This is a genomic window from Streptomyces sp. NPDC090499 (assembly GCF_044769305.1).
Classification (GTDB): Bacteria; Actinomycetota; Actinomycetes; order Streptomycetales; family Streptomycetaceae; genus Streptomyces.
Genome location: NZ_JBIVXP010000002.1, coordinates 544,279 through 563,394, shown reverse-complemented (window position 1 = coordinate 563,394; position 19,116 = coordinate 544,279). Strand labels below are relative to the sequence as shown.

Genomic DNA, 19,116 nt, shown 5'->3' with positions numbered 1-19,116 from the left:
GAGCCCGTACCGGGATGCTACGGCAGCCGGGGCCGCCGTATGTCGAAGACCCCGCAAATATGCGGAACATACCTCCCCGACTGCCCCGGATGCGTCAAATACGGCTGTGTCATGTACGTCCGGGCGTCCGGGACCCCGTCACCGCCGGGGCGGTCGAGTACGGCAGCAGGTCGCGCGGGTCGTCGGGGAGCAGCACCTCGACCTCCGCGTCCTCCCGGAAGCGGTACGGCCGGTGTTCGAGGAGTGCCCCGAGGTACCGCCGGATCCGGGACATCTCCGCGCGGACCGTCACGGTCCGCGAGGCGTCCCCGAAGACGTCCTCGGCCAGCCCGGCGGCGCTGCGCCCGCCCCGGCGCACCGCCAGCAGGTACAGCAACTCGGCGTGCCGGGGACTGAGTTCACGGGACCACGAGCTCGCACCGCCGCCGACCGTCACGGAGGGCCGGCGCGGCCGGGCCAGGTCGAGCACGAGCCGGCCGCCGCCCGCGGGCGCCGGCTCGTCCACCGCCCGCAGCAGCCAGCCCCCGGCCAGCGGCTCCACCGCGCACAGCCCGAGCGCCGGCAGCCACCGGCGGCCCGGCGACAGCGACTTGGGCAGCGCCAGCCGCCGCGGGTACGGCATGCCGGTGACCGCCGCGGTCCAGCCGTCGGCGTCCACCACCACGGCCTGACCGCCCAGCCGGGCCAGCACCGGCGCCGCGACCGCTCGCAGCCGCTCCAGCGCCTCCAGGTGCAGCTCCCGCAACCGGGCCTCGGCGAGCTTCGCCACCGAGTTCACCCAGGCCAGGGTCGCCGGATGCATCGTCTCCAGCGGGCCGCTGACGTCCACCACCCCGAGCAGGCTGCCGTCCCGGGGATCGGTGATCGGGGCGCCGGAACACGTCCAGGAGACGTGCGAGCGGACGAAGTGCTCGGCGGCGAACACCTGCACGGGCCTGCGCACCACGGCCGGGGTGCCGAGCCCGTTGGTCCCGACGACGTCTTCGCGCCAGTCGGCGCCGAGTTCGAAGCCCAGCCCGTCCGCCTTGCGCAGGACCGGCGAGGATCCCTCCCGCCACAGCACCCGGCCGTCGGAATCCGCCACCACCATGATGTGCTGGGCGACGTCCGCGACCGAAAGCAGCCCCTCGCGCAGCACCGGCAGCACGTCCTTGAGCGGCGACTCCTCGCGCCGGCGCCGGACTTCGTCGGCGGACAGCAGCCCCGAACGGAAGTCGTGGTCGGGGTCGACGCCGCTGCGCAGCATCCGCCCCCAGGACTGTTCGATCACCGGGCGGGGCGAGACGCGCCCGCGCTGTCCGGCGAGTCTGGCCTCGCGCACCTCGTTCAGTACCCGCGCCGCCTGCGCCGCGTCCTTCGCGGCGAGTCGCGCCACGTCCATCGGCGGGTTCCCCACTGAGGTCCTCCCGGATACGCCTCGGAAAAGGCATCGATGAGTCGCTGTCAAGCCGTCCGGGCGGCGGTTTCCGGTCCGACTGCGCGTCTTATACTGCCGTTTTCCGGTGCCGGAGGCACACAGTCCGCACACAGACACCGATATGTTGCAACCCCTTGCAACCCTGGTGAACCGGCCTGGGGTGGCCGAAACTTGAGCCGACGCCGTGGCGTCAGTGGCCTGACATGGGCCGAAGGCGGGGGTGGTGCCGTGTCGGCGCAGCACCACCCCCGTGCCCCGGCGGAGGGCCGTCCGCGGCAGGGGGTGCGTGGGCGGGTGCGTCGGCGGCTGACGGTTGTGGAGGGTTGCTCGCGCAGTTCCTCGCGCCCCTTCAGGCAGGGATGCGTACCCGGGCTCGGTCCACCACGGCGGTCAGGTCGAGTCCTGACGGCAGTGTGCCGAAAGTCGAACCCCAGTCGTTGCCCAGACGGGACGCGCAGAAGGCGTCCGCGATCTCCGGCGGGGCGAAGCGGACCAGCAGGGAGCCCTGCAGGACTGTTGCGAGGCGTTCCACCAGCCGTCGGGCTCTGCCCTCCATCCCCTCCAGGTCGGCCAGTTCGGAGAAGAGATCCTTGACCGCGCGGTCGAGGCGGTGGTCGGCGCCGTGGGCGCGGCCGATCTCCTGGAGGTAGGCGTCCAGGGCGCCCGGTTCCCGCTGCAGGGCGCGGAGCACGTCCAGGGCCTGGACGTTGCCGGCGCCCTCCCAGACGGAGTTGAGCGGGGACTCGCGGACCAGCCGGGGCAGGCCCGACTCCTCCACGTAGCCGTTGCCGCCCAGGCACTCGGCGGCCTCCACGACGAGCGGCGCACAGCGCTTGGTCACCCAGTACTTGGCGGCCGGCAACGCCAGCCGCAGCAGGGCCCGCTCGGTTTCGCTCCCGTCGTCGTAGGCGGCGGCCAGCCGCAGCGCGAGCGTGGTCGCGGCCTCCGACTCGACCGCGAGGTCGGCCAGGACGCTGCGCATCAGCGGCTGGTCGGCGAGGATCGTGCCGAAGGCCTCGCGGTGCGTGGCGTGGTGCACCGCCTGCACCACCGCCTGCCGCATCAGCCCCGCCGAGCCGAGCACGCAGTCCAGCCGGGTCGCGGCGACCATCTCGATGATGGTCCGCACCCCGCGCCCCTCCTCGCCCACCCGCCGCGCCCAGGTCCCGTCGAACTCGACCTCGGCGGACGCGTTCGACCGGTTGCCGAGCTTGTCCTTGAGCCGCTGGAGGAGGAAGGCGTTGCGGGTGCCGTCCGCCAGAACGCGCGGCACGAGGAGACAGGTGAGGCCGTCCGGTGCCTGGGCCAGCACCAGGAAGCCGTCCGACATGGGCGCCGAGCAGAACCACTTGTGTCCGGTCAGGGTGTACGTGCCGGCCTCGGCGAGCGGGGCGGCGGTGGTCGTGTTCGCCCGGACGTCGCTGCCGCCCTGCTTCTCCGTCATGCCCATGCCGAACAGGGCGCCGGCCTTCGCCGCGGCCGGCCGCAGCTCACGGTCGTAGACCGTCGAGGTCAGCAGCGGCTCCCAGACGGCGGCCTGCTCCGGGTCGGTGCGCAGCGCGGGCACCGCCGCGTTGGTCATCGACAGCGGGCAGCAGTTGCCGGCCTCCACCTGGGTCCAGACCAGGAAGGCGGCAGCGCGCCGCACGTGTCCGGACGGCCGCACCCAGCCGGTGGTCAGGCCCGCGCCGACGCCCTTGCCGAGCAGCCGGTGCCAGGCGGGATGGAACTCGACCTCGTCGATCCGGTGGCCGTAGCGGTCGTGGGTGCGCAGCCGCGGCGGGTGCTCGTTCGCCTGGACCCCCCACTCCTGCACCTGCGCCGAGCCGGCCGAGGCGCCGAGCCCCGACAGCTCGGTGCGCACCTCGTCGAGCAGCTCCGGGTCGGTGTGCCGCCCGACGGCCTCGACCAGGGCCAGGTCGGCACCGAACAGGTCGTACCCGACCAGCGGGGGCGGCTGGTTGGTCACGGTGTGGGTGGTGTTGCCTGCCATGTCTGCGAACCTACCCGGGAAGGCGGCGGTGGCATCCAGCCTGACACAACGGCCCCGGTCACCGCGCCCGCCCCGGCCGGAACCCCGTGAGGTGAGCAGGGCCCCGGACGGCGGATACCGTTAGGGCGTGCAGCCAGCAAGCGATACCCCCGAGCGGCCCTCCGGCCGGCTCCACCGGGCCAGGGCCCTCTACCGGAACGTCTCCAAGCGCAGGACGGCCTGGCTGCTGCTCAAGGACACCGTCAATTCCTGCATGGAGTACCGCATCCTCGGCCTCGCCGCAGAGGCCGCCTTCTTCACCCTGCTGTCCGTCCCGCCGCTGCTGCTAAGCCTCATCGGACTGCTCGGCTATGTCGACGCCTGGACCGGCGCCGACACCATCGCCAGCCTGGAGAGCAACCTGCTGGAGGCCTCCCGCACGGTCCTGTCCGACAAGGGCGTCAAGGAGATCGCCGAGCCGATCCTGCACGACGTGATGAAGGGCGGCCGCCCCGACGTCATCTCCATCGGCTTCCTGTTCGCCCTGTGGTCGGGGTCCCGCGCGGTGAACGTCTTCATCGACACGATCACCGTGATGTACGGCCTCGACGGCGTCCGGGGCATCGTGAAGACCCGGATCGTCTCCTTCCTGCTCTTCATCGCCGCGCTGCTGATCGGCTCGGTGGCGCTCCCGCTGATGGTGGCCGGGCCGGACGCGGTGGTCGGGATCGTGCCCTGGTCGGAGACGCTCGTGCAGGTCCTGTACTGGCCGGTGGTGATCGTCCTTTCCATCGTCTTCCTGACCACGCTCTACCACGTCTCCGTGCCGGTGCGCTCCCCGTGGATCGAGGACGTGCCCGGCGCCCTGGTCGCCCTGGCCATGTGGGTCCTCGGCAGCTTCCTGCTGCGTATCTACCTGACCAACACCATCGAGGGCGCGACGATCTACGGCTCCCTCGCCGCGTCCGTCGCCGTGCTGCTGTGGATCGGTGTGTCGGCCTTCGCCGTGCTGGTCGGGGCCGCCGTGAACGCCGCGATCGACCGGGTCTGGCCGGCCGCCGCGACGGCGGCGGCGCGCGCCGCCAACGAGCGGCTGCGCGAGGTCCAGGTCGCCGAGTACGTGGCCCGCGCGGCCGCGGCGGCCCGGGAGGCGGGGCCGGACGACCCGGACGACCCGGACATGCCGTCGGAGTTCCCGGAACGGTGGTCCCGGTTCCTGCCGCCGGAGGACGTCACGGCGCGGTTGCGGACGCATGTGAAGAGCAGCCACCCGCCGCATCGCAAGCCGGAGGCCTGAGGGCCGGCGCAGGGTTCGTCGCGGGGGTCCGCGTGGGGAGCGGGGTGCGGGTCCGCCGTGGTCGCTCGCGCAGTTCCTCCCCCGGCCTTCGGCCTGGGGTACCCCCAGCGCCCCTGAAAGGGCGCGTCTACGCTGGCCTCTGTGTACGGGGAACGGGCGTCTCGGCTCCCCGGTGCGGTCGTCTGGGTGAACACGCCCGGCGAGGGCGGCACCGGGCGGGTGCTGCCCGACGGCTGTATGGACCTGCTCTGGCACGAAGGGCGGCTTCTGGTCGCCGGGCCCGACACGCGCGCCCATGTCACGGCAGGCGCCTCGGGTGTGTGGGTCGGCCTGCGTTTCTATCCCGGTACCGCGCCCGCCCTCCTCGGCGTGCCCGCGTACGCGCTGCTCGATCAGCGGGTCGAGCTGGGTGACCTGTGGTCCGCCGGGGAGGTACGGCGGCTGCGGGACCGGCTCGCGGGTGCGGGTGATCCGGCCGCCGTGCTGGAGGAGATCGCCCTGGAGCGGGCCGCCCCGGCCGATCCCCTGCTGCGACGGGTCGTCGAGGCGCTGGACGCCGGGCGGCCCGTGGCCGCCGTCGCCGACGAACTCGGCCTCGGCGCACGGCAGTTGCATCGGCGCAGTCGGGACGCCTTCGGCTACGGGCCCAAGACACTGGCCCGGGTGCTGCGGATGCAGCGGGCGCTCGCGCTCGCGCGGGCCGGGGTTCCGCTCGCCGAGACGGCGGTCCGGGCGGGGTACGCGGATCAGCCGCATCTCTCCCGGGAGGTCAGGGAGCTGGCGGGGCTGCCGTTGCGCGGGCTACTCGGCGGGTAGCGGGGCGAACAGGTCGACGCCGTTGCCGTCGGGGTCGTGCACGGTGGCGTACCGCTGGCCCCAGAACGCGTCCCAGGGCTTGAGCTCGCCGTGGTACCCGGCGCCGACCAGGTCGTCGTAGACCGCGTCGACCCCGGCGGGTGAGCCGCAGTGGAAGGCGAGCGCCGTCCGGCCGCCGTGGGCAGGCGGGCGCCAGGCCGGGTGGAAGGAGCGGACCGTCGCCTCGGTGTCCAGGGCCAGGGTGAGCCCGCCGGGCAACTCGGCCTCGACGTGCGGCTGTTCCTCGGCGCCGGGCGGGAACTGCAGACCGAGGCGGCGGTAGAAGGCGAGGGCGGCGGCCAGGTCGGAGGTGACGAGACCGATCACGGCGAATCGTGGAGTCATGCCGTCACGGTAGGCGGCGGCCGGCCGCCGGTCTTGAAGGAATCGGACTCGCGGTTCAGCGGAAGGTCACCGGGCCGTGCGGGGTGTCGACGGTGAAGGAGAGCGACACCGGGCCCTCGGAGAGGAGCAGGTCCGTGCCCAGGGCCGCCAGCAGCGGGCGGATTTCGGCGGGGTCGGGGGCGGTCGCCGACACCGCAAGCAACGGGGTGACCGGCAGCCCGGAGGCGGCCGGATGGGGCGAGTCGCCCCAGTCGATGAGGAAGGGCACCAGACCGGAGGGGTGTGCGCTGTCGCCGCCGGTCAGCCGCCACTGCAGCAACGTGCTGTCGGGGCGGCGGCGGCTCATCGGGTACGGGGTGCCGGGGTCGTAACCCCGGTCGCGGGCCGCCGCGACCGCCGCGTCCAGGTCGGGCGGGCTGATCGCCCAGGTGACCGTGCGGGCGGTGGTGAGGCCGTCGACGCCGAAGACGGTGCCGCCGGGCAGCGGCGACCGGTCCGGGTCCGGGCCGATGATCTCCAGGTAGCTCGCACCGCCCAGGGACACCAGGTGGTTGCGGGTCCCGAAGTCCGGATGGGCCCCGCCCGGGGCGGGCGCCACCCCGGTCCGCCGGGCGAAGTCGGCGACGGTCGCGGCGAGATCGGGCGTCGCCAGCACCAGGTGGTCCAGGAGCGGGGGAATGGTGTCCATCCCGGCCGAGGCTACCCGTTGCCGGTGCGGTACCGGTGGCTCCGGAAGCGAGGAAAAAAATCCGGTCCGCTGTGGAACGCCTGTGCGGCACGATGGGCGCATGATCCGTGCCGTGCGCGTCCTGCCGCCCCTGCTCCTCGCCGCCGCCCTGCTCACCGGGTGCGGCACCGAGAAGGCGGGACCCGGCGCCTCCGGGGACTCCGGTGCCCCCGCCGACCCCTCCGAACTGGCGTCCAAGGCAGCGGCGTTGGGGATGGCCCCGGACATGGTCTACGTCACCGACGCGCCGGGTTTCACCCTTGCCCAGCAGTCCGTCGGCATCCAGGGCGACGACGGCTTCTCCGCCTCGTACGCGGACGAGACCGGCGCCGTCATCCACCTGTACACCGACCACCTGCGCTACGCCGGGCAGCACAAGTACGAGGTGTCGGAGAAGGACTGTGTGGTGTGGCTGGAGGGCGAGGGCGGGGTCTCCGACGCGGTGCTGGGCAAGGCGCTGCACGCCGTCCACCGCCCCACCGCCGCCGAACTCGACACCCTGCTGCCCACCCCCGACCCGGCCTTCACCGACGACCAGCCGGTGCAGCGCGGCGACCTGCCGAGCGACGGCGGGGCGCCCGACAACAGCGTGCCGACGCCGGGCCTTTGAGCCGGTGCCCGCCGTGGGCGATCATGCGGGCATGACCCCCCGGCTGCTCGTCCACACCCGCACCACCGGCTACCGCCACGACTCCATCCCCGACGCCCTCGCCGCCCTGCGGGAGTTCAGCGGTGCCGACGTCGACGCCACCGAGGACCCGGCCGCCCTCGAACAGCCCCTGGACGGGTACGCGGCCGTGGTCTTCCTCTCCACCAGCGGCGAGATCCTGACCCCCGCGGGGCGGGCGCGGCTCGCCGCCCACGTCGAGGCCGGCGGCGGCTTCGCGGGCGTGCACGCGGCGGCCTGCACCGAGTACGACTGGCCGTACTACGGCGAACTCCTCGGCGCCCGTTTCGACCGCCATCCGGAGTACCAGCCCGGCCGGGCGCTCGTCGAGGACCGCGACCACCCCGCGACCCGGCACCTGCCCGCCGTCTGGGACTTCACCGACGAGTGGTACGACTTCCGCGACAACCCGCGCGGCCGGGTCCGGGTCCTGCTGCGCGCCGACGAGACGTCGTACGACGGCGGCGGGACGGGGGACGACCATCCGCTCGCCTGGTGCCGCGAGCAGGGGGCCGGACGGGTGTTCTACACCGCCCTCGGTCACGCACCCGAGGCCTACCGGGATTCCGGCTTCCTGGCCCACCTGTACGGGGGTGTCGCCTGGGCCGCACGGCTGGTCCAGTGACGTTTCTCCGGTGAACCGGATCCGCCATTGGGGTGAGTAAAGGTCGCGCACGGAGATAGTCACGTGCGTATCTAGAGATGCTCTTGTCTTGGCAAAGGGCTGCAGAGACGCGGAGGCCGGTCGTGCCGCCGCGCCACCCACCCACAGGAGGAGCCGGACCTTGACTTACGGGAAGAAGCTGCGCGAGCAGATCGCCGGGCCGGGGACCACCCCGCTGATCGGCGTGTACGACATGTACTCGGCGTCGATCGCGGCCAAACACTACGACGGGATGTTCGTATCGGGCTTCGGCTTCGCCGCCTCGTACTACGGCCTGCCGGACATCGGGTTCATCGCCTGGCCCGACATGGTGGCCTTCGTCCAGCGGCTGCGGGGCGCGTTCCCGCACCACCACCTCCTCGTCGACATCGACGACGGCTACGTCGACCCCGAGGTCGCCTGCCACGTCGTGGAGGGACTGGAGCGGATCGGCGCCTCCGGGGTGATCCTGGAGGACCAGAAGCGGCCGCGCCGCTGCGGGCACGCCGACGGCAAGCAGGTGCTGCCCCTGGAGGAGTACCTGGACAAGCTGGAGAAGGTCCTGGAGACCCGAAACGACCTGGTCGTCGTGGCCCGTACGGACGCCACCGACGAGCACGACATCCTGCACCGCGCCGAGCGGCTCGCCGCCACCGACGCCGACGTGATCCTCGTCGACGGGGTGCGCAGCGAGGAGTGGATCCGCCGGATCCGCAAGGTCGTCGGCGACAAGCCGCTGCTCTTCAACCAGATCGCCGGCGGCAAGTCGCCCCGTCTCTCGCTCACCGAGCTGGACGAACTCGGCGTCGACGTCGCGATCTACTCCACGCCCTGCCTGTTCGCCGCGCACGAGGCGATGGACACGGCGCTGAGCGAGCTGAAGTCCGCGGACGGCCGGCTGCCCTCGGTCGACGCGGCCAGTGGCGTGGGCGTCAAGGCGTCCACCACCCTGCTGGAGCGCAACATCGCCCGCGAACGGCTCGACGAGCCCGAGGGTGTGGGCGTGTGACGAACCCGGGGGTGCGGCTGCGGGCGGCCGCGGTGGTCGCCGCAGCCCTGCTGGGAGGGGCCGTGGCACCTGCCTGTGCGGGCGGCAGCCTGGTCACCGTGCTCGACAACTCCAACGCGGACTCCATCCTGGAGGTGGACCGCACGGCGAACGTCCAGACCGGGAGGGGCGACGCCGGCAGCGACCACGACGGCAGCGCCGTGGACGCGATCCAGGCGTTGATGGGTGAGTCGCAGCAGGACGACGACGACTGAGCGAGCGCCGGGCGGGCCGGACGGGCCGTCCGGGCCGGTGGGGAACTGCGCGACCGTTGTGGCTGGTCGCGCAGTTCCTCCCCCGGCCTTCGGCCGGGGGCCCCCAGCGCCCCTTCGGGGCGCCTCAGTCCTCGTTCAGGTCCGGCCGGCCGTTCTCGTCCAGCTCCACGTCCTCCTTCGGGTCGTGCTCGTCGGTCGGGGTGGCGGCCACCGTGGCGTGGTGCTGAGCCGGGGCTACCGTCAGGGTCGTGGCCCGGGCGGTGCCCAGGGCCGTGGTCACGGCGGCAGCGGCCAGCGCACAGGCCGCAGCGGTACGCAGGGTGAGTTTCATGCCCTGGAAACGATCTTGATCACGGTGCGGTCACCGGCGTACGGCCGAACGGGCCGCCGGTGCCGCCGTACTCGCCCGCTCCACCAGCCTGGTCGACAGCTCGGTCCGGGTGCCCTCGGGGCGGTCGCCGTGCATCATCCGCACGAGCAGCCGCAGCGCCGTCGCCGCCATCTCCGCGAGCGGCTGGCGGACCGTGGTCAGCGCCGGGGCGCCCCAGCGGGCCTCGGGCAGGTCGTCGAAGCCGACCACGCTGACGTCGTCCGGTACCCGCAGCCCGCGCTCGGCCAGTGCCGCGTACACCCCGAGCGCCATCCGGTCCGAGCAGGCGAACACGGCGGTCGGCGGCTCCGGCAGGTCCAGCAGTTCACGCATCCGCTGCCGGGCGGTGTCCTCGTCGAAGCCCGCGTGCCGGACGTACTCGCCGCGGGGGCGCAGTCCCGCCGAGGCGAGCGCCGCCCGGTAGCCGGACACCCGGGCGCCGCTGCACATCCGGCGCCGGTTGCCGGCGATCACCGCGATCCGCTCATGGCCGAGCGCGAGCAGGTGCTCGGTCGCGGTGACCCCGCCCTGCCAGTTCGCCGCCCCGACGGAGACCACGCCCGCCGGAGGCTCGTGGACCGGGTCGATCAGCACGTACGGGATCCGGTGGTGCTCCAGCCAGGCGTACTGCGCCTCGGAGAGCTCGGCCAGGTTGAACAGCACCCCGGAGGAACCGCGCGCCGTGAGCTTGTCCAGCCAGCCGCGCTCCGGACGGCCGGCCCGCGTCCGGGCCGGCCCCGCCGACACGATGACCTCCAGGCCCGCCTCGTAGGCCGCCTCCTCCACCCCGTGCAGCACCGCGCCCGACCACGAGCTGTCCAGCGCCTGCACGACCAGGTCGATCAGGGTGGGGGCCTTGGTCGCGTCGAACCGCGGTCTGCGGACGTAGCCGAGCCGTTCGAGGGCCTCGGTGACCCGGCGGCGGGTCTCGGGGGCCACGTCGTCGCGGCCGTTCACCACCTTCGACGCGGTCGGCACCGAGACGCCCGCCTCGCGGGCCACCACCGCCAGCGTCGGACCGGCCGCCGCCATGCTCGTACCTCCGGCACGGACCATGGGGAACCCGCCTCTCCGGCCCGCCCTTGGGCCAACGAAAGTAACGAAAGTTGCGACCAACGCTGCTTCCGCGGTCTGCGTGCACGCCGTGCAGTAAGCGCTTCCTACGATAGGTGGGCGCCAACACGGCGTGAAGACCTGGGGATTCGCGGGATCTTCGGCGACGGGACTTTCGAAACTTCGAACGGGGCGGGTCGGGGTTTGTGTGCTTATGCGGGCGTGCAGGTGACTCGGAAGTCCGTGAAGTCGGCGGTGAAGGACGCGTCGACGAGGTCGACGGCGTGGATCGCGGCCATCGCCCCGGTGAAGCGGAGGCGGGTGCCGTGGTCGTCGGAGAGGCGGGTGAAGTCGAGGGGCGGGCCGATCGGACGGGGGGTGCCGTCGGCCGCGTACCAGAAGCGGGCGTCGGCGCCGTCGACTGTGACGCCGAGGGTGAGGGGCCCGGCCGCGTCGACTTCCTGTACGGCTGCCCGGCGGGATTCGTTCTCGTCCCGGGTGGTCAGGGCGAGGACGGTTCGGCCGCCGTCCTGCCACTGCTGGCCGTGCTGTGTCTCGCTTTCGGGCTCCGCCCAGGTGAGGTCGAGGGCGAAATAGGCCGAGGTGTTGTACCAGAGGAGGAGACCTGCGGACTGGGTGAACGTGGTGGGGGTTGCCTGGAGCGTTACCCGGGCCTCTGTGTGGTGTTCGGTGATGGGGTGGGCCAGGAGGTGGTGGGACCAGAGGGAGTCGGGGCCGTGGTGGCCGCGGAGGCGGATGCGGCCGGGGTGGGTGGTGGTGTCCAGCCAGGTCGGCGCTGCGGGGGAGCGGAGGGTGTACCAAGGTCGGGCGCCGGTGGCGGGCGGGTGGGGGCTGGTCGCGCAGTTCCCCGCGCCCCTGGAAGCAGGGCGCTGCCTGGTGGGTACCCTGACCGTCACCGCCGGTCGGGTGGCTCCGTGGCGGAGTCTCGGCCACCCCTCCGCGTCCCACGTCACCGCCTGGATCGCCGTCTCGCGGCCGAGGGGACACCGCGGGCCCTGCGGTGTCTGCAGCGGGCGTGCCGTCAGGTGGCTGAGGAACCACTCGCCCTCCGGTGTCTCCACCAACTCGGCGTGTCCCGCCTTCTGCAACGGCCACTCGGGATCGTCCCTGGCCGTCAGCAGGGGGCGTTCGTCCAGCTCGTACGGGCCGGTGAGGCCACGGCTGCGGGCCACCCGTACCCCGTGCTCGAAACCCGTCCCGCCCTCCGCCAGGACCAGGACGTACCAGCCGTCCCGCTTCAGCAGCTTGGGGCCCTCGACCAACCGGTCCCACTGGAGGAGGAGGTGCGTGGCGCCCACGGGGGCGAGCGTCTCCCGCTCGAGTTCCGTGGCGACGATGCCCGCGAACCGCCGGCCCCCCGGGCGGTGGTCGTTCTGGAGGTTGAGGAGCCAGACGCGGCCGTCCTCGTGGAAGAGCGCGGGGTCGAAGCCGTGGCTCGGGATGCGGCGCGGTGGGCTCCAGGGACCGGACACGGCCGGGGCCGTACTGACGTACGTGTCCAGGTCGAAGTAGGGGGTGCCGACCGAGCGGACGACGGAGTACGCCACCCAGAAGCGCTTCCCGTCCCAGCTCAGCGAAGGGGCCCAGATGCCGCCCGAGTCGGGGACGCCGGCCAGCGAGCCGCCCGGGGCCGCGCCCTCGACGTGGCCCGCGTACTCCCAGTGGGCCAGGTCGCGGGAGCGGTGGATCGGGATCGTCGGGAACCACTCGAAGGAGCTGTTGGCGAGGTAGTACCAGTCACCGGCGCGGACCAGGGAGGGGTCGGGGGCGAAGCCGCGGAGCACCGGGTTGTGCAGCCGATTCACTTGAGGGCTCCCAGGGTGACGCCCGTCCGCCAGTAGCGGCGCATCGCGATCATCATGACCGCCATCGGGACGATGGAGAGAAGTGCGCCGGTGAGGACCAGGCCGGTCAGGTCGACACCCGATTCCAGGCGTTTGCCGGACCAGTTGTACAGGCCCAGGTTGAGGGTCCAGTTCTCCTCGCCGCGGAGCACGGTGAGGGGGAGGAAGAAGGCGTTCCAGGTGTTGACGAAGGCCAGGAGGAAGACCGTGGCGCCGCCGGTCGTCATCATGCGCAGGACGATCGAGAAGAAGATGCGCAATTCGCCGGCGCCGTCGATGCGGGCCGCTTCGAGGAGCTCGTAGGGGACCGTGGCCTCGGTGTAGACCTTCGCCAGGTAGACGCTGAACGGGTTGACCAGGCAGGGGATCAGCATCGCCCAGGGGGTGTCCACCAGGCCGATCTTCGAGAAGAGCAGATACAGCGGCAGTGTCAGAAGGGCGATCGGGACCAGGAAGGAGCCGACGACGCAGGCGAAGACCAGGTCGCGGCCCGGGAACCGGAAGCGGGCGAGGCCGTAGCCGGTGGCGAGGGCGATCAGGGTGCCGCCGAGGGAACCGACTCCGGCGTAGAGGAAGGAGTTGGCGGTCCAGCGCAGGAAGATGCCGTTCTCGTAGGTGAACAGCTGGTGCAGGTTGGTCCAGAGGTGCCAGCCGGAGAACCAGAGGCCGTTGCTCTGGTAGAGGGCGGTGCGGTCCTTCGTCGCGGCGACGATCAGCCACCAGACCGGGAAGAGGCTGTACGCGCTCGCGAGGGTCAGGCCGACGAGGAGGAAGCGCTGGCCGCCCCGGGAACGGGCCGCCGGATCGGGCTTGTTGATGCGGCGGACGGGGTGGGTCCTGGTGCGCTCCTCGGTGAGTGCCATCAGTCGGCCTCCTTCGCGGTCAGCCGGTAGAAGAGGAAGGAGGCGACGCCGAGGATCAGGGCCAGCAGGACCGAAAGGGCGGCCGCGTAGTGGTAGTTGCCCGCGTTGAACGCCTGGTTGTAGATGACCATGATCGGGGTGAAGCTGTCGCTCACCGTCTGCGGTGTCACATTGCGGAACAGGGCGGGCTCGTTGAAGATCTGCAGCATCTGGATGACCGACAGCATGCCGGTGAGGACCAGCGCGCCCCGGACGTAGGGGACTTTGATGCTCAGGGCGATGCGGGACTCCGAGGCGCCGTCCAGCCGGGCCGCCTCGAAGAGTTCGCGCGGGACGCCCTGCAGCGCCGCGTAGATGATCACCATGTTGTAGCCGATGCCGTGCCAGGTGAGCAGGTTGCCGATGGACGGCCACACCATGGACGGCGCGAAGAAGTTCCAGTCGAGGCCCAGCGCCCTGCCCAGGGGGGTGAGGGGGCCGACGTCCGGGCTGTAGAGGTTGATCCAGACGATCGCGGCGACCACGCCCGGGATCATGTACGGGACCAGCAGCAGGATGCGGAAACGGCCTGCCGCCCGGGACGTCAGCGTGTCCAGGAAGAGCGCGAGGAGCAGGCTGATCAGCAGCATCACGGGAATCTGGACGCAGGCGAACAGGAGCACGCGCAGGACGGAGCCGAGGAACGCCGGATCCGTCAGGCCCTGGCGGTAGTTGGCCAGGCCCGCGAACTCGTCGGTGGCGCCGCCGAGGCCGAGGCCGGAGGAGTGCGCGCGGTACAGCGACTCGTGGACGGCGTACCCGATCGGGATCAGGTAGAGGAAGACGAAGCCTAGCTGGAAGGGCACCGTGAAGGCGGCGCCCTTCCAGCGCTGGGAGCGGACCATCCGTGCGCCGCCTCAGCCCTTGACGCTGATGCCGCGGGACTTGAGGTCATCGACCGTCCACTGCTGCATGTGGGCGAGGAGGTCGGTGACCTTCTGCTGCTTGCTGACCACCTTCGCCCAGCCGCTCTGCAGCTCCGTGAACATGGCCGTCCAGTCGGGGCCGAAGGTCCAGTCGGTGGTGACCGTGTCCAGGCTGTCGGTGACGACCTTCTTCGCCGGGTCGTAGTTCGGGCCGAGGAGCTTCTGCGAGATCGCCTCGTCGACGTAGGCGCTGCTGTCGGCGAGCGCGGGCATCACGCCGTTGCCGGTGGTCGGGCTGGCCATCGTCTTCACCGCGCCGGAGTCGGTCGACATCCACAACGCGGCCTCGGCGGCCTGCTGCTGGTGCGCGCACTGCTTGGTGACGAGGGTGACGCTGCCGGTGAGGTTGGTGCCGGCCGGTGTCTTCGCCGCCTCGCCGGTGAAGGTGGGCCAGGGGGCGAGGGCCCAGCTGCCGAAGGACTTGGTGAAGTTCTGCACCATGCCCGCCATCTGCCAGGTGGAGATCTGCCGGGTCGCGGTACCGCCGTTGTCGTAGTTGCGCTGCACGGCCGCGTAGTCGGCGAACGACAGTGTGGAGTCGAGGTCGTTGTCGATGATCTGCTGGATCACGCCGGCGGCCTTGAGGGTGCCCGCGTCCTGGAAGTCCACCTTCCAGGAGTCGCCGTCGATGGCGTACCAGTGGGCGCCGGCCTGCATGGCGAGAACTTCGAGGGTGCTGGGGTCCTCACCGGCGTAGTTGGTGATCTTGACGCCGTGCTTCTTCAGGACCTTGCCGGCCGCGATGAACTCGTCCCAGGTGGTGGGGGCCTTGAGGCCGTACTTCTGGAAGACGTCCGTGCGGTAGATGGTGAAGTTCGGCGCCGAGCTGGTGGGGACGCCGTAGAGCCTGCCCTGCACCTGTGCGGCCGACCAGGAGCCGGAGTTGAACTTGTCCTTGGCCGTGCCGACGTACTGCGTGATGTCGGCGAGGGCGCCCTGGGCGACCCAACTGGTCACGTACTCGGCGGTGTTCTGCACCAGGCAGGGCGCGTTGCCCGCCTTCACCGCGTTGGTGAGCTGCTTCTGCATGGTCAGCTGGTCGGTGACCTTCGTGTACTTCAGCCGGACGTCCTTGTGTGCGGCGTTGAACGCCTTGACGACGGCCTCCTGGCCGTTCGCCCAGCCCCAGAAGGGCAGCGTGACCGGGCCGGAGGCCGCGTCGGAGCCGCCGGAGCCGGAGCCCGACCCGCCGCAGGCGGAGAGCAGACCTGTCAGCGCGAGGCCCGCGATCGCGGCGCGGACCAACCTGGTGGAGTTCATCAGACCGTGTTCCTTCGGAGGTTGGCGCTCTCGGGGAGGAGGGCGGCGGCTCGGCAGTGCCTTAGAAACCGGTTTCCACGGGACAGTAGGACGGTGCTGCCGCTCCCAGCAAGGGGTATGAGTCGGAATCTTTCGATGTGCGGTCGGTCGAACGGCCCGTGAGCAGCAACCGGTACACAAGGACAACCGGTTTCCTCCGAAGGGTTTTCGAAAGTTCGTCACGCCTATTGACGATGCTCTCCCACGGGTTGAAGCTCCCTTCACCGCCCATAGCAACCGGTTGCCAACCGAGCCGACATTCGGTCACCTCCCGTCAGAGAGTGGGTAGTTCATGCAGACGCACGCCCGTGCCCCGGTCAGCCGGCGCGGTTTTCTCGCCCTGTCGGCGGCGGGTGCCGCGGCCGGTGCCGCGTCGCTCGGCGGCTGCGCGCTCCAGGTGTCCACCGGGGTCGGCGGCTCGGGCGAGACCGTCACCATGATGGTCAAGGCCGACGACCTCAGCCCCGACCTGGTCGAGCAGGCCAGGAAGGAGACCGGCATCTCGATCAGGCGGGTGGACTACGACATCACCAAGCTGATCGCGATGCTCACCAGCGGCAACCCGCCGGACCTGGTGCGCGGTGTCGGCGCCGTGGACGCGGCGTACTTCGCGGCCCGGGACGTGATGCAGGAGCTGGACGGCTACTTCGCCGGCAGCAGCGTCCTCAGGCCCGACGACCTGGACCCGGTCAACGACCTGTGGCGCTACGACGGCAGGGTGCAGGGCAGGGGCCCGCGATACGGCATGGCGAAGGACTTCTCCCAGGACTCCATGTTCTGGTTCGACACCGCGGCCTTCGACAAGAAGGGCGTCACCTACCCCTCCGAGACCGAGCCCGTCACCTTCGACGCGTGGCTGGACGACGCCCGGCGGCTCGCCCAGCGGTCCCGAGGGCAGACCACCGTCTTCGGCGGCAGCTACAACGGCCTGGTCAAGCTCACCCTCATGGCGACCATGACCGCCTCCGCCGGCGGCAGCCTCTTCAGCGACGACTTCTCCCGGGTCGACTTCACCACCCCCGAGGCCCGCAGGGCGCTGGCCTGGTACATCGACTACTGCAGGCTCAAGGTCGGGCCCAGCCCGGTGCTGCCCGACCCCAACGGCTGGGACGGCCCGACCTACCAGGCCGGACGGCTGGCCATGTCGAACTCCGGCTACTGGCTGGGCGGCATGATCGGCACCGACAGGAAACTGGCCCAGGTCTCCCGGCTCGCTCCCGCCCCCGTCTTCGCGGGCGGCCCGCGCATCAGCGCCTGCCAGGGCGGCACCGGCCTGTGGATGCCGCGGAAGGCGAGGAACAAGGACGCCGCCTGGCGGGTCTTCGAGTGGTTCTTCGGCGAGGCCCCGGCCAGGGCGCGGGCGTCCAGCGGCTGGGGCATCCCCACCCTGAAGTCCCTGCGGCCGCTCATGCCGGCCAAGGAGGAGTACCAGAAACGGACCCTGCGCGCGCAGGAGAACGAGCTCAGGCACTTCTCGGTGGTCTCCCTGTCGCCCTACATCTCGGGAGACGCCTTCGAGGCGCTCTTCAACCAGACGGCCACGCCCGCGATGAAGGGCGGGATGTCCGTGGACAGCCTCGCCGGGCACCTGAACTCGGCCGTCAACCAGCAGCTCGAACGCGGTAAGGAGCAGGTGGGATGACGGTCGACCACATGTCGTCGGTCGCGGACCGGCCCCGGCCGACCGCGGGTGCCCGCAGGACCGGGCCCGCCGTCCGCACCGGGCCCTCGATGACGGTCCGCAGACACCGCGCCTTCTACATGTTCACCTCTCCGTGGATCACCGGGTTCGCACTGCTGACCGTCACCCCGATGGCCTACGCGCTGTGGCTGAGCTTCACCACGTACGACGGCATCTCACCGAACTGGCACTACGTCGGCCTCGGCAACTACCGCGAGCTGGCGGGCGATGCGACGACCTGGGACGCCCTGGGCCGGGCGGGCCTGTTCGCGCTGCTCTCGGTGCCGCTGTCGATCGCCGCCGGGCTCGCGCTCGCCGTCCTGGTCAACCGGCCGATCAGGGGACGCGGACTCTTCCGCACCCTGCTCTACCTGCCGGCCGTGGTGCCGCCGGTCGGCGCGGGCATCGCCTTCAAGAACCTCTTCGACCAGAACTCCGGTGCCGCCAACGGCGTCCTGACCTTCTTCGGCTTCGACGCGATCGGCTGGCTGGCCGACCCCTACGCCCGCTACGTCCTCGTCATGACGGTCCTCTGGGCCGCCGGCAACGTCATGATCATCTCGTTGGCGGGGCTCCAGGACGTGCCCCGCGAGCTGCACGAGGCGGCCCGCATCGACGGGGCGAGCGCCTGGCGGACCTTCCGCAGCATCACCGTGCCGCTGCTGTCACCGGTACTGCTCTTCCAGACCGTGACCGGGGTGATCGCCTCGGTGCAGACCGTCATGCCGATGCTGCTCGCCCCGGTCGCCACCACGGGCGGCCTGACCACGATCCCGCAGTCCGACTACACGTACATGATCCACGTGTTCTCCGAGTACTTCGCGCTCGGCCGCTACGGATACGCCTCCGCACTGCTGTGGGTGCTCTTCGTCCTGATCCTCGTCGCGACCGGACTCATCTTCAGGTTCACGTCCGGCGTGGTGTTCTACAACGTCGACCCGGAGGCGAAGAAGTGACCGTCACCAGCGCGCACCCCAAGTCCCCGGCCCGCGTGCGGATACGCGTCGAACGCCTCGTCCTCTACACGGTCCTCGTCGTCGTCACCGGCCTGTTCCTCGGCCCGTTCGGCTGGCTGGTCCTGACCGGTCTGAAGGCCCCCGCCGAACTGGCCGCCGCCCCCGTGCACTGGCTGCCCACCCACGTCCAGTGGCACAACTTCGCCGACGCCTACCGGCTCATCGACTTCCTCGGCTACGCCCGCAACTCCCTGATCATCGCGACGATCTACGCGACCCTCGTCACCCTCAGCTCCGCGTGGGTCGGCTTCGGCTTCGCCCGGCTCACCGCACCCGGGAAGAAGACCCTGTTCGGCATCCTCATCGGCTCGATGATGCTGCCCCAGATGATCACCCTGCTGCCGACCTACCTGATCTTCGCGAAGCTCGGCATGGTCGACACCTACTGGCCCTGGGTGCTGTGGGGCCTGTCGTCCGCCCCCTACCTGGTCTTCCTCTTCCGGCAGTTCTTCGCGGGACTGCCGCGCGAACTGGAGGAGGCGGCCATCGTCGACGGCTGCGGCTACGCGGGCATCTTCTGGCGGATCTTCCTGCCGCAGTCCTGGCCGGTGCTCTCCGCGAGCTTCGTCATCGCCTTCACCTGGACCTGGGGCGACTACATCGCGCCGCAACTCCTGCTGTCCACCGACCGCTCCACCCTCGCCGTCGCCGTGATGACCACCTACGTCTCCTCGGCCGGCACCCCCATCACCAACCTCCAGGCCGCCGCCTCCGTGATGTACGTCGTTCCCATCCTGCTGGTCTTCCTGGTCGCCCAGCGCGGCTTCGTCGCCGGCCTGTCGACGTCCGGCCTCAAGTAGCCCGCCCCCGCACACCCG

At 71.3% G+C, this 19,116-nt stretch carries 19 protein-coding genes; 9 read left to right on the top strand and 10 right to left on the bottom strand.

From position 1 onward, the window contains the following. Positions 1 to 109 precede the first annotated feature (109 nt). Both ACIQVL_RS10935 and ACIQVL_RS10930 read right to left on the bottom strand, forming a co-directional pair. Positions 110 to 1,381 carry a GAF domain-containing protein gene (locus tag ACIQVL_RS10935; RefSeq protein ID WP_403430232.1) on the bottom strand — a complete coding sequence of 424 codons (1,272 nt, stop codon included), beginning with the start codon at positions 1,379 to 1,381 and terminating at the stop codon, positions 110 to 112. 385 nt (positions 1,382 to 1,766) lie between these two features. Continuing rightward, positions 1,767 to 3,410 (bottom strand): acyl-CoA dehydrogenase family protein, encoded by a 1,644-nt coding sequence (locus tag ACIQVL_RS10930; protein ID WP_403430230.1) that lies wholly within the window; start codon positions 3,408 to 3,410, stop codon positions 1,767 to 1,769. A 127-nt stretch (positions 3,411 to 3,537) separates the two neighbouring features. Between ACIQVL_RS10930 and ACIQVL_RS10925 the strand changes: the two genes are divergently transcribed. After that, positions 3,538 to 4,686, top strand: coding sequence for a YihY/virulence factor BrkB family protein (locus ACIQVL_RS10925; protein ID WP_403430228.1), 1,149 nt, complete (start codon positions 3,538 to 3,540; stop codon positions 4,684 to 4,686). Between the two features lie 141 nt (positions 4,687 to 4,827). Continuing rightward, positions 4,828 to 5,502, top strand: a complete 675-nt coding sequence (locus tag ACIQVL_RS10920; protein WP_403430226.1) for a helix-turn-helix domain-containing protein — start codon at positions 4,828 to 4,830, stop codon at positions 5,500 to 5,502. On the opposite strand, the gene ACIQVL_RS10915 is transcribed toward ACIQVL_RS10920, so the two are convergent. Together ACIQVL_RS10915 and ACIQVL_RS10910 are read right to left on the bottom strand one after the other, a co-directional pair. After that, positions 5,488 to 5,886 carry a VOC family protein gene (locus ACIQVL_RS10915; protein WP_403475106.1) on the bottom strand — a complete coding sequence of 133 codons (399 nt, stop codon included), beginning with the start codon at positions 5,884 to 5,886 and terminating at the stop codon, positions 5,488 to 5,490. The two genes, ACIQVL_RS10920 and ACIQVL_RS10915, sit on opposite strands and share 15 nt — an antisense overlap. Positions 5,887 to 5,941: 55 nt before the next feature. Next, positions 5,942 to 6,574 (bottom strand): VOC family protein, encoded by a 633-nt coding sequence (locus ACIQVL_RS10910; RefSeq protein WP_403475105.1) that lies wholly within the window; start codon positions 6,572 to 6,574, stop codon positions 5,942 to 5,944. Positions 6,575 to 6,674: 100 nt separating this feature from the next. On the opposite strand from ACIQVL_RS10910, the gene ACIQVL_RS10905 reads away from it, so the two are divergent. From ACIQVL_RS10905 to ACIQVL_RS10890, 4 genes are all read left to right on the top strand, one after another. Beyond that, positions 6,675 to 7,223, top strand: a complete 549-nt coding sequence (locus tag ACIQVL_RS10905; RefSeq protein WP_403430220.1) for a membrane lipoprotein — start codon at positions 6,675 to 6,677, stop codon at positions 7,221 to 7,223. A 31-nt stretch (positions 7,224 to 7,254) separates the two neighbouring features. Further along, a complete protein-coding gene (locus ACIQVL_RS10900) occupies positions 7,255 to 7,905 on the top strand; it encodes a ThuA domain-containing protein (protein WP_403430218.1) in 651 nt (216 codons plus the stop codon). 160 nt (positions 7,906 to 8,065) lie between these two features. Then, on the top strand, positions 8,066 to 8,932 hold the full coding sequence (locus tag ACIQVL_RS10895; protein WP_403430216.1) for an oxaloacetate decarboxylase: 867 nt from the start codon (positions 8,066 to 8,068) through the stop codon (positions 8,930 to 8,932). Beyond that, entirely contained in the window at positions 8,929 to 9,186 is a 258-nt protein-coding gene (locus ACIQVL_RS10890) for a hypothetical protein (RefSeq protein ID WP_403475104.1), read from the top strand. Before ACIQVL_RS10895 ends, ACIQVL_RS10890 begins: the two co-directional genes overlap by 4 nt. A gap of 124 nt (positions 9,187 to 9,310) precedes the next feature. Here the strand turns inward: ACIQVL_RS10890 and ACIQVL_RS10885 are convergent, their stop codons facing one another. The 6 genes from ACIQVL_RS10885 to ACIQVL_RS10860 form a co-directional block, all read right to left on the bottom strand. Beyond that, positions 9,311 to 9,517, bottom strand: coding sequence for a hypothetical protein (locus ACIQVL_RS10885; RefSeq protein ID WP_403430212.1), 207 nt, complete (start codon positions 9,515 to 9,517; stop codon positions 9,311 to 9,313). Between the two features lie 30 nt (positions 9,518 to 9,547). Then, on the bottom strand, positions 9,548 to 10,612 hold the full coding sequence (locus tag ACIQVL_RS10880; RefSeq protein WP_403475103.1) for a LacI family DNA-binding transcriptional regulator: 1,065 nt from the start codon (positions 10,610 to 10,612) through the stop codon (positions 9,548 to 9,550). 209 nt (positions 10,613 to 10,821) lie between these two features. Beyond that, positions 10,822 to 12,435, bottom strand: coding sequence for a family 43 glycosylhydrolase (locus tag ACIQVL_RS10875; protein WP_403475102.1), 1,614 nt, complete (start codon positions 12,433 to 12,435; stop codon positions 10,822 to 10,824). Further along, positions 12,432 to 13,337: a carbohydrate ABC transporter permease gene (locus tag ACIQVL_RS10870; RefSeq protein ID WP_403430206.1), complete on the bottom strand. Its 906-nt coding sequence runs from the start codon at positions 13,335 to 13,337 to the stop codon at positions 12,432 to 12,434. The genes ACIQVL_RS10875 and ACIQVL_RS10870 overlap by 4 nt, the downstream gene beginning before the upstream one ends. Then, complete coding sequence (locus ACIQVL_RS10865) at positions 13,337 to 14,221, bottom strand: carbohydrate ABC transporter permease (protein WP_403430204.1); 885 nt, start codon at positions 14,219 to 14,221, stop codon at positions 13,337 to 13,339. The genes ACIQVL_RS10870 and ACIQVL_RS10865 overlap by 1 nt, the downstream gene beginning before the upstream one ends. 12 nt (positions 14,222 to 14,233) lie before the next feature. Then, the gene (locus ACIQVL_RS10860; protein ID WP_403430202.1) at positions 14,234 to 15,562 is read right to left on the bottom strand and encodes an ABC transporter substrate-binding protein; all 1,329 of its coding nucleotides are present in this window, start codon (positions 15,560 to 15,562) and stop codon (positions 14,234 to 14,236) included. A gap of 331 nt (positions 15,563 to 15,893) precedes the next feature. On the opposite strand from ACIQVL_RS10860, the gene ACIQVL_RS10855 reads away from it, so the two are divergent. The 3 genes from ACIQVL_RS10855 to ACIQVL_RS10845 are packed head-to-tail and all read left to right on the top strand — an operon-like array spanning position 15,894 to position 19,098. Beyond that, positions 15,894 to 17,243, top strand: a complete 1,350-nt coding sequence (locus ACIQVL_RS10855) for an extracellular solute-binding protein (RefSeq protein WP_403475101.1) — start codon at positions 15,894 to 15,896, stop codon at positions 17,241 to 17,243. Continuing rightward, on the top strand, positions 17,240 to 18,238 hold the full coding sequence (locus tag ACIQVL_RS10850) for a carbohydrate ABC transporter permease (protein WP_403475100.1): 999 nt from the start codon (positions 17,240 to 17,242) through the stop codon (positions 18,236 to 18,238). Before ACIQVL_RS10855 ends, ACIQVL_RS10850 begins: the two co-directional genes overlap by 4 nt. Next, positions 18,235 to 19,098, top strand: a complete 864-nt coding sequence (locus ACIQVL_RS10845) for a carbohydrate ABC transporter permease (protein WP_403475099.1) — start codon at positions 18,235 to 18,237, stop codon at positions 19,096 to 19,098. The genes ACIQVL_RS10850 and ACIQVL_RS10845 overlap by 4 nt, the downstream gene beginning before the upstream one ends. The last annotated feature ends 18 nt before the right edge of the window (positions 19,099 to 19,116 follow it).

Coding starts and splice junctions, on each gene's coding strand:
- ACIQVL_RS10935 (WP_403430232.1), bottom strand. CDS start 1,381: ATGGACGTGGCGCGACTCGCCGCGAAGGACGCGGCGCAGGCGGCGCGG.
- ACIQVL_RS10930 (WP_403430230.1), bottom strand. CDS start 3,410: ATGGCAGGCAACACCACCCACACCGTGACCAACCAGCCGCCCCCGCTG.
- ACIQVL_RS10915 (WP_403475106.1), bottom strand. CDS start 5,886: ATGACTCCACGATTCGCCGTGATCGGTCTCGTCACCTCCGACCTGGCC.
- ACIQVL_RS10910 (WP_403475105.1), bottom strand. CDS start 6,574: ATGGACACCATTCCCCCGCTCCTGGACCACCTGGTGCTGGCGACGCCC.
- ACIQVL_RS10905 (WP_403430220.1), top strand. CDS start 6,675: ATGATCCGTGCCGTGCGCGTCCTGCCGCCCCTGCTCCTCGCCGCCGCC.
- ACIQVL_RS10900 (WP_403430218.1), top strand. CDS start 7,255: ATGACCCCCCGGCTGCTCGTCCACACCCGCACCACCGGCTACCGCCAC.
- ACIQVL_RS10885 (WP_403430212.1), bottom strand. CDS start 9,517: ATGAAACTCACCCTGCGTACCGCTGCGGCCTGTGCGCTGGCCGCTGCC.
- ACIQVL_RS10880 (WP_403475103.1), bottom strand. CDS start 10,612: ATGGTCCGTGCCGGAGGTACGAGCATGGCGGCGGCCGGTCCGACGCTG.
- ACIQVL_RS10870 (WP_403430206.1), bottom strand. CDS start 13,337: ATGGCACTCACCGAGGAGCGCACCAGGACCCACCCCGTCCGCCGCATC.
- ACIQVL_RS10865 (WP_403430204.1), bottom strand. CDS start 14,221: ATGGTCCGCTCCCAGCGCTGGAAGGGCGCCGCCTTCACGGTGCCCTTC.
- ACIQVL_RS10860 (WP_403430202.1), bottom strand. CDS start 15,562: ATGAACTCCACCAGGTTGGTCCGCGCCGCGATCGCGGGCCTCGCGCTG.
- ACIQVL_RS10855 (WP_403475101.1), top strand. CDS start 15,894: ATGCAGACGCACGCCCGTGCCCCGGTCAGCCGGCGCGGTTTTCTCGCC.
- ACIQVL_RS10850 (WP_403475100.1), top strand. CDS start 17,240: ATGACGGTCGACCACATGTCGTCGGTCGCGGACCGGCCCCGGCCGACC.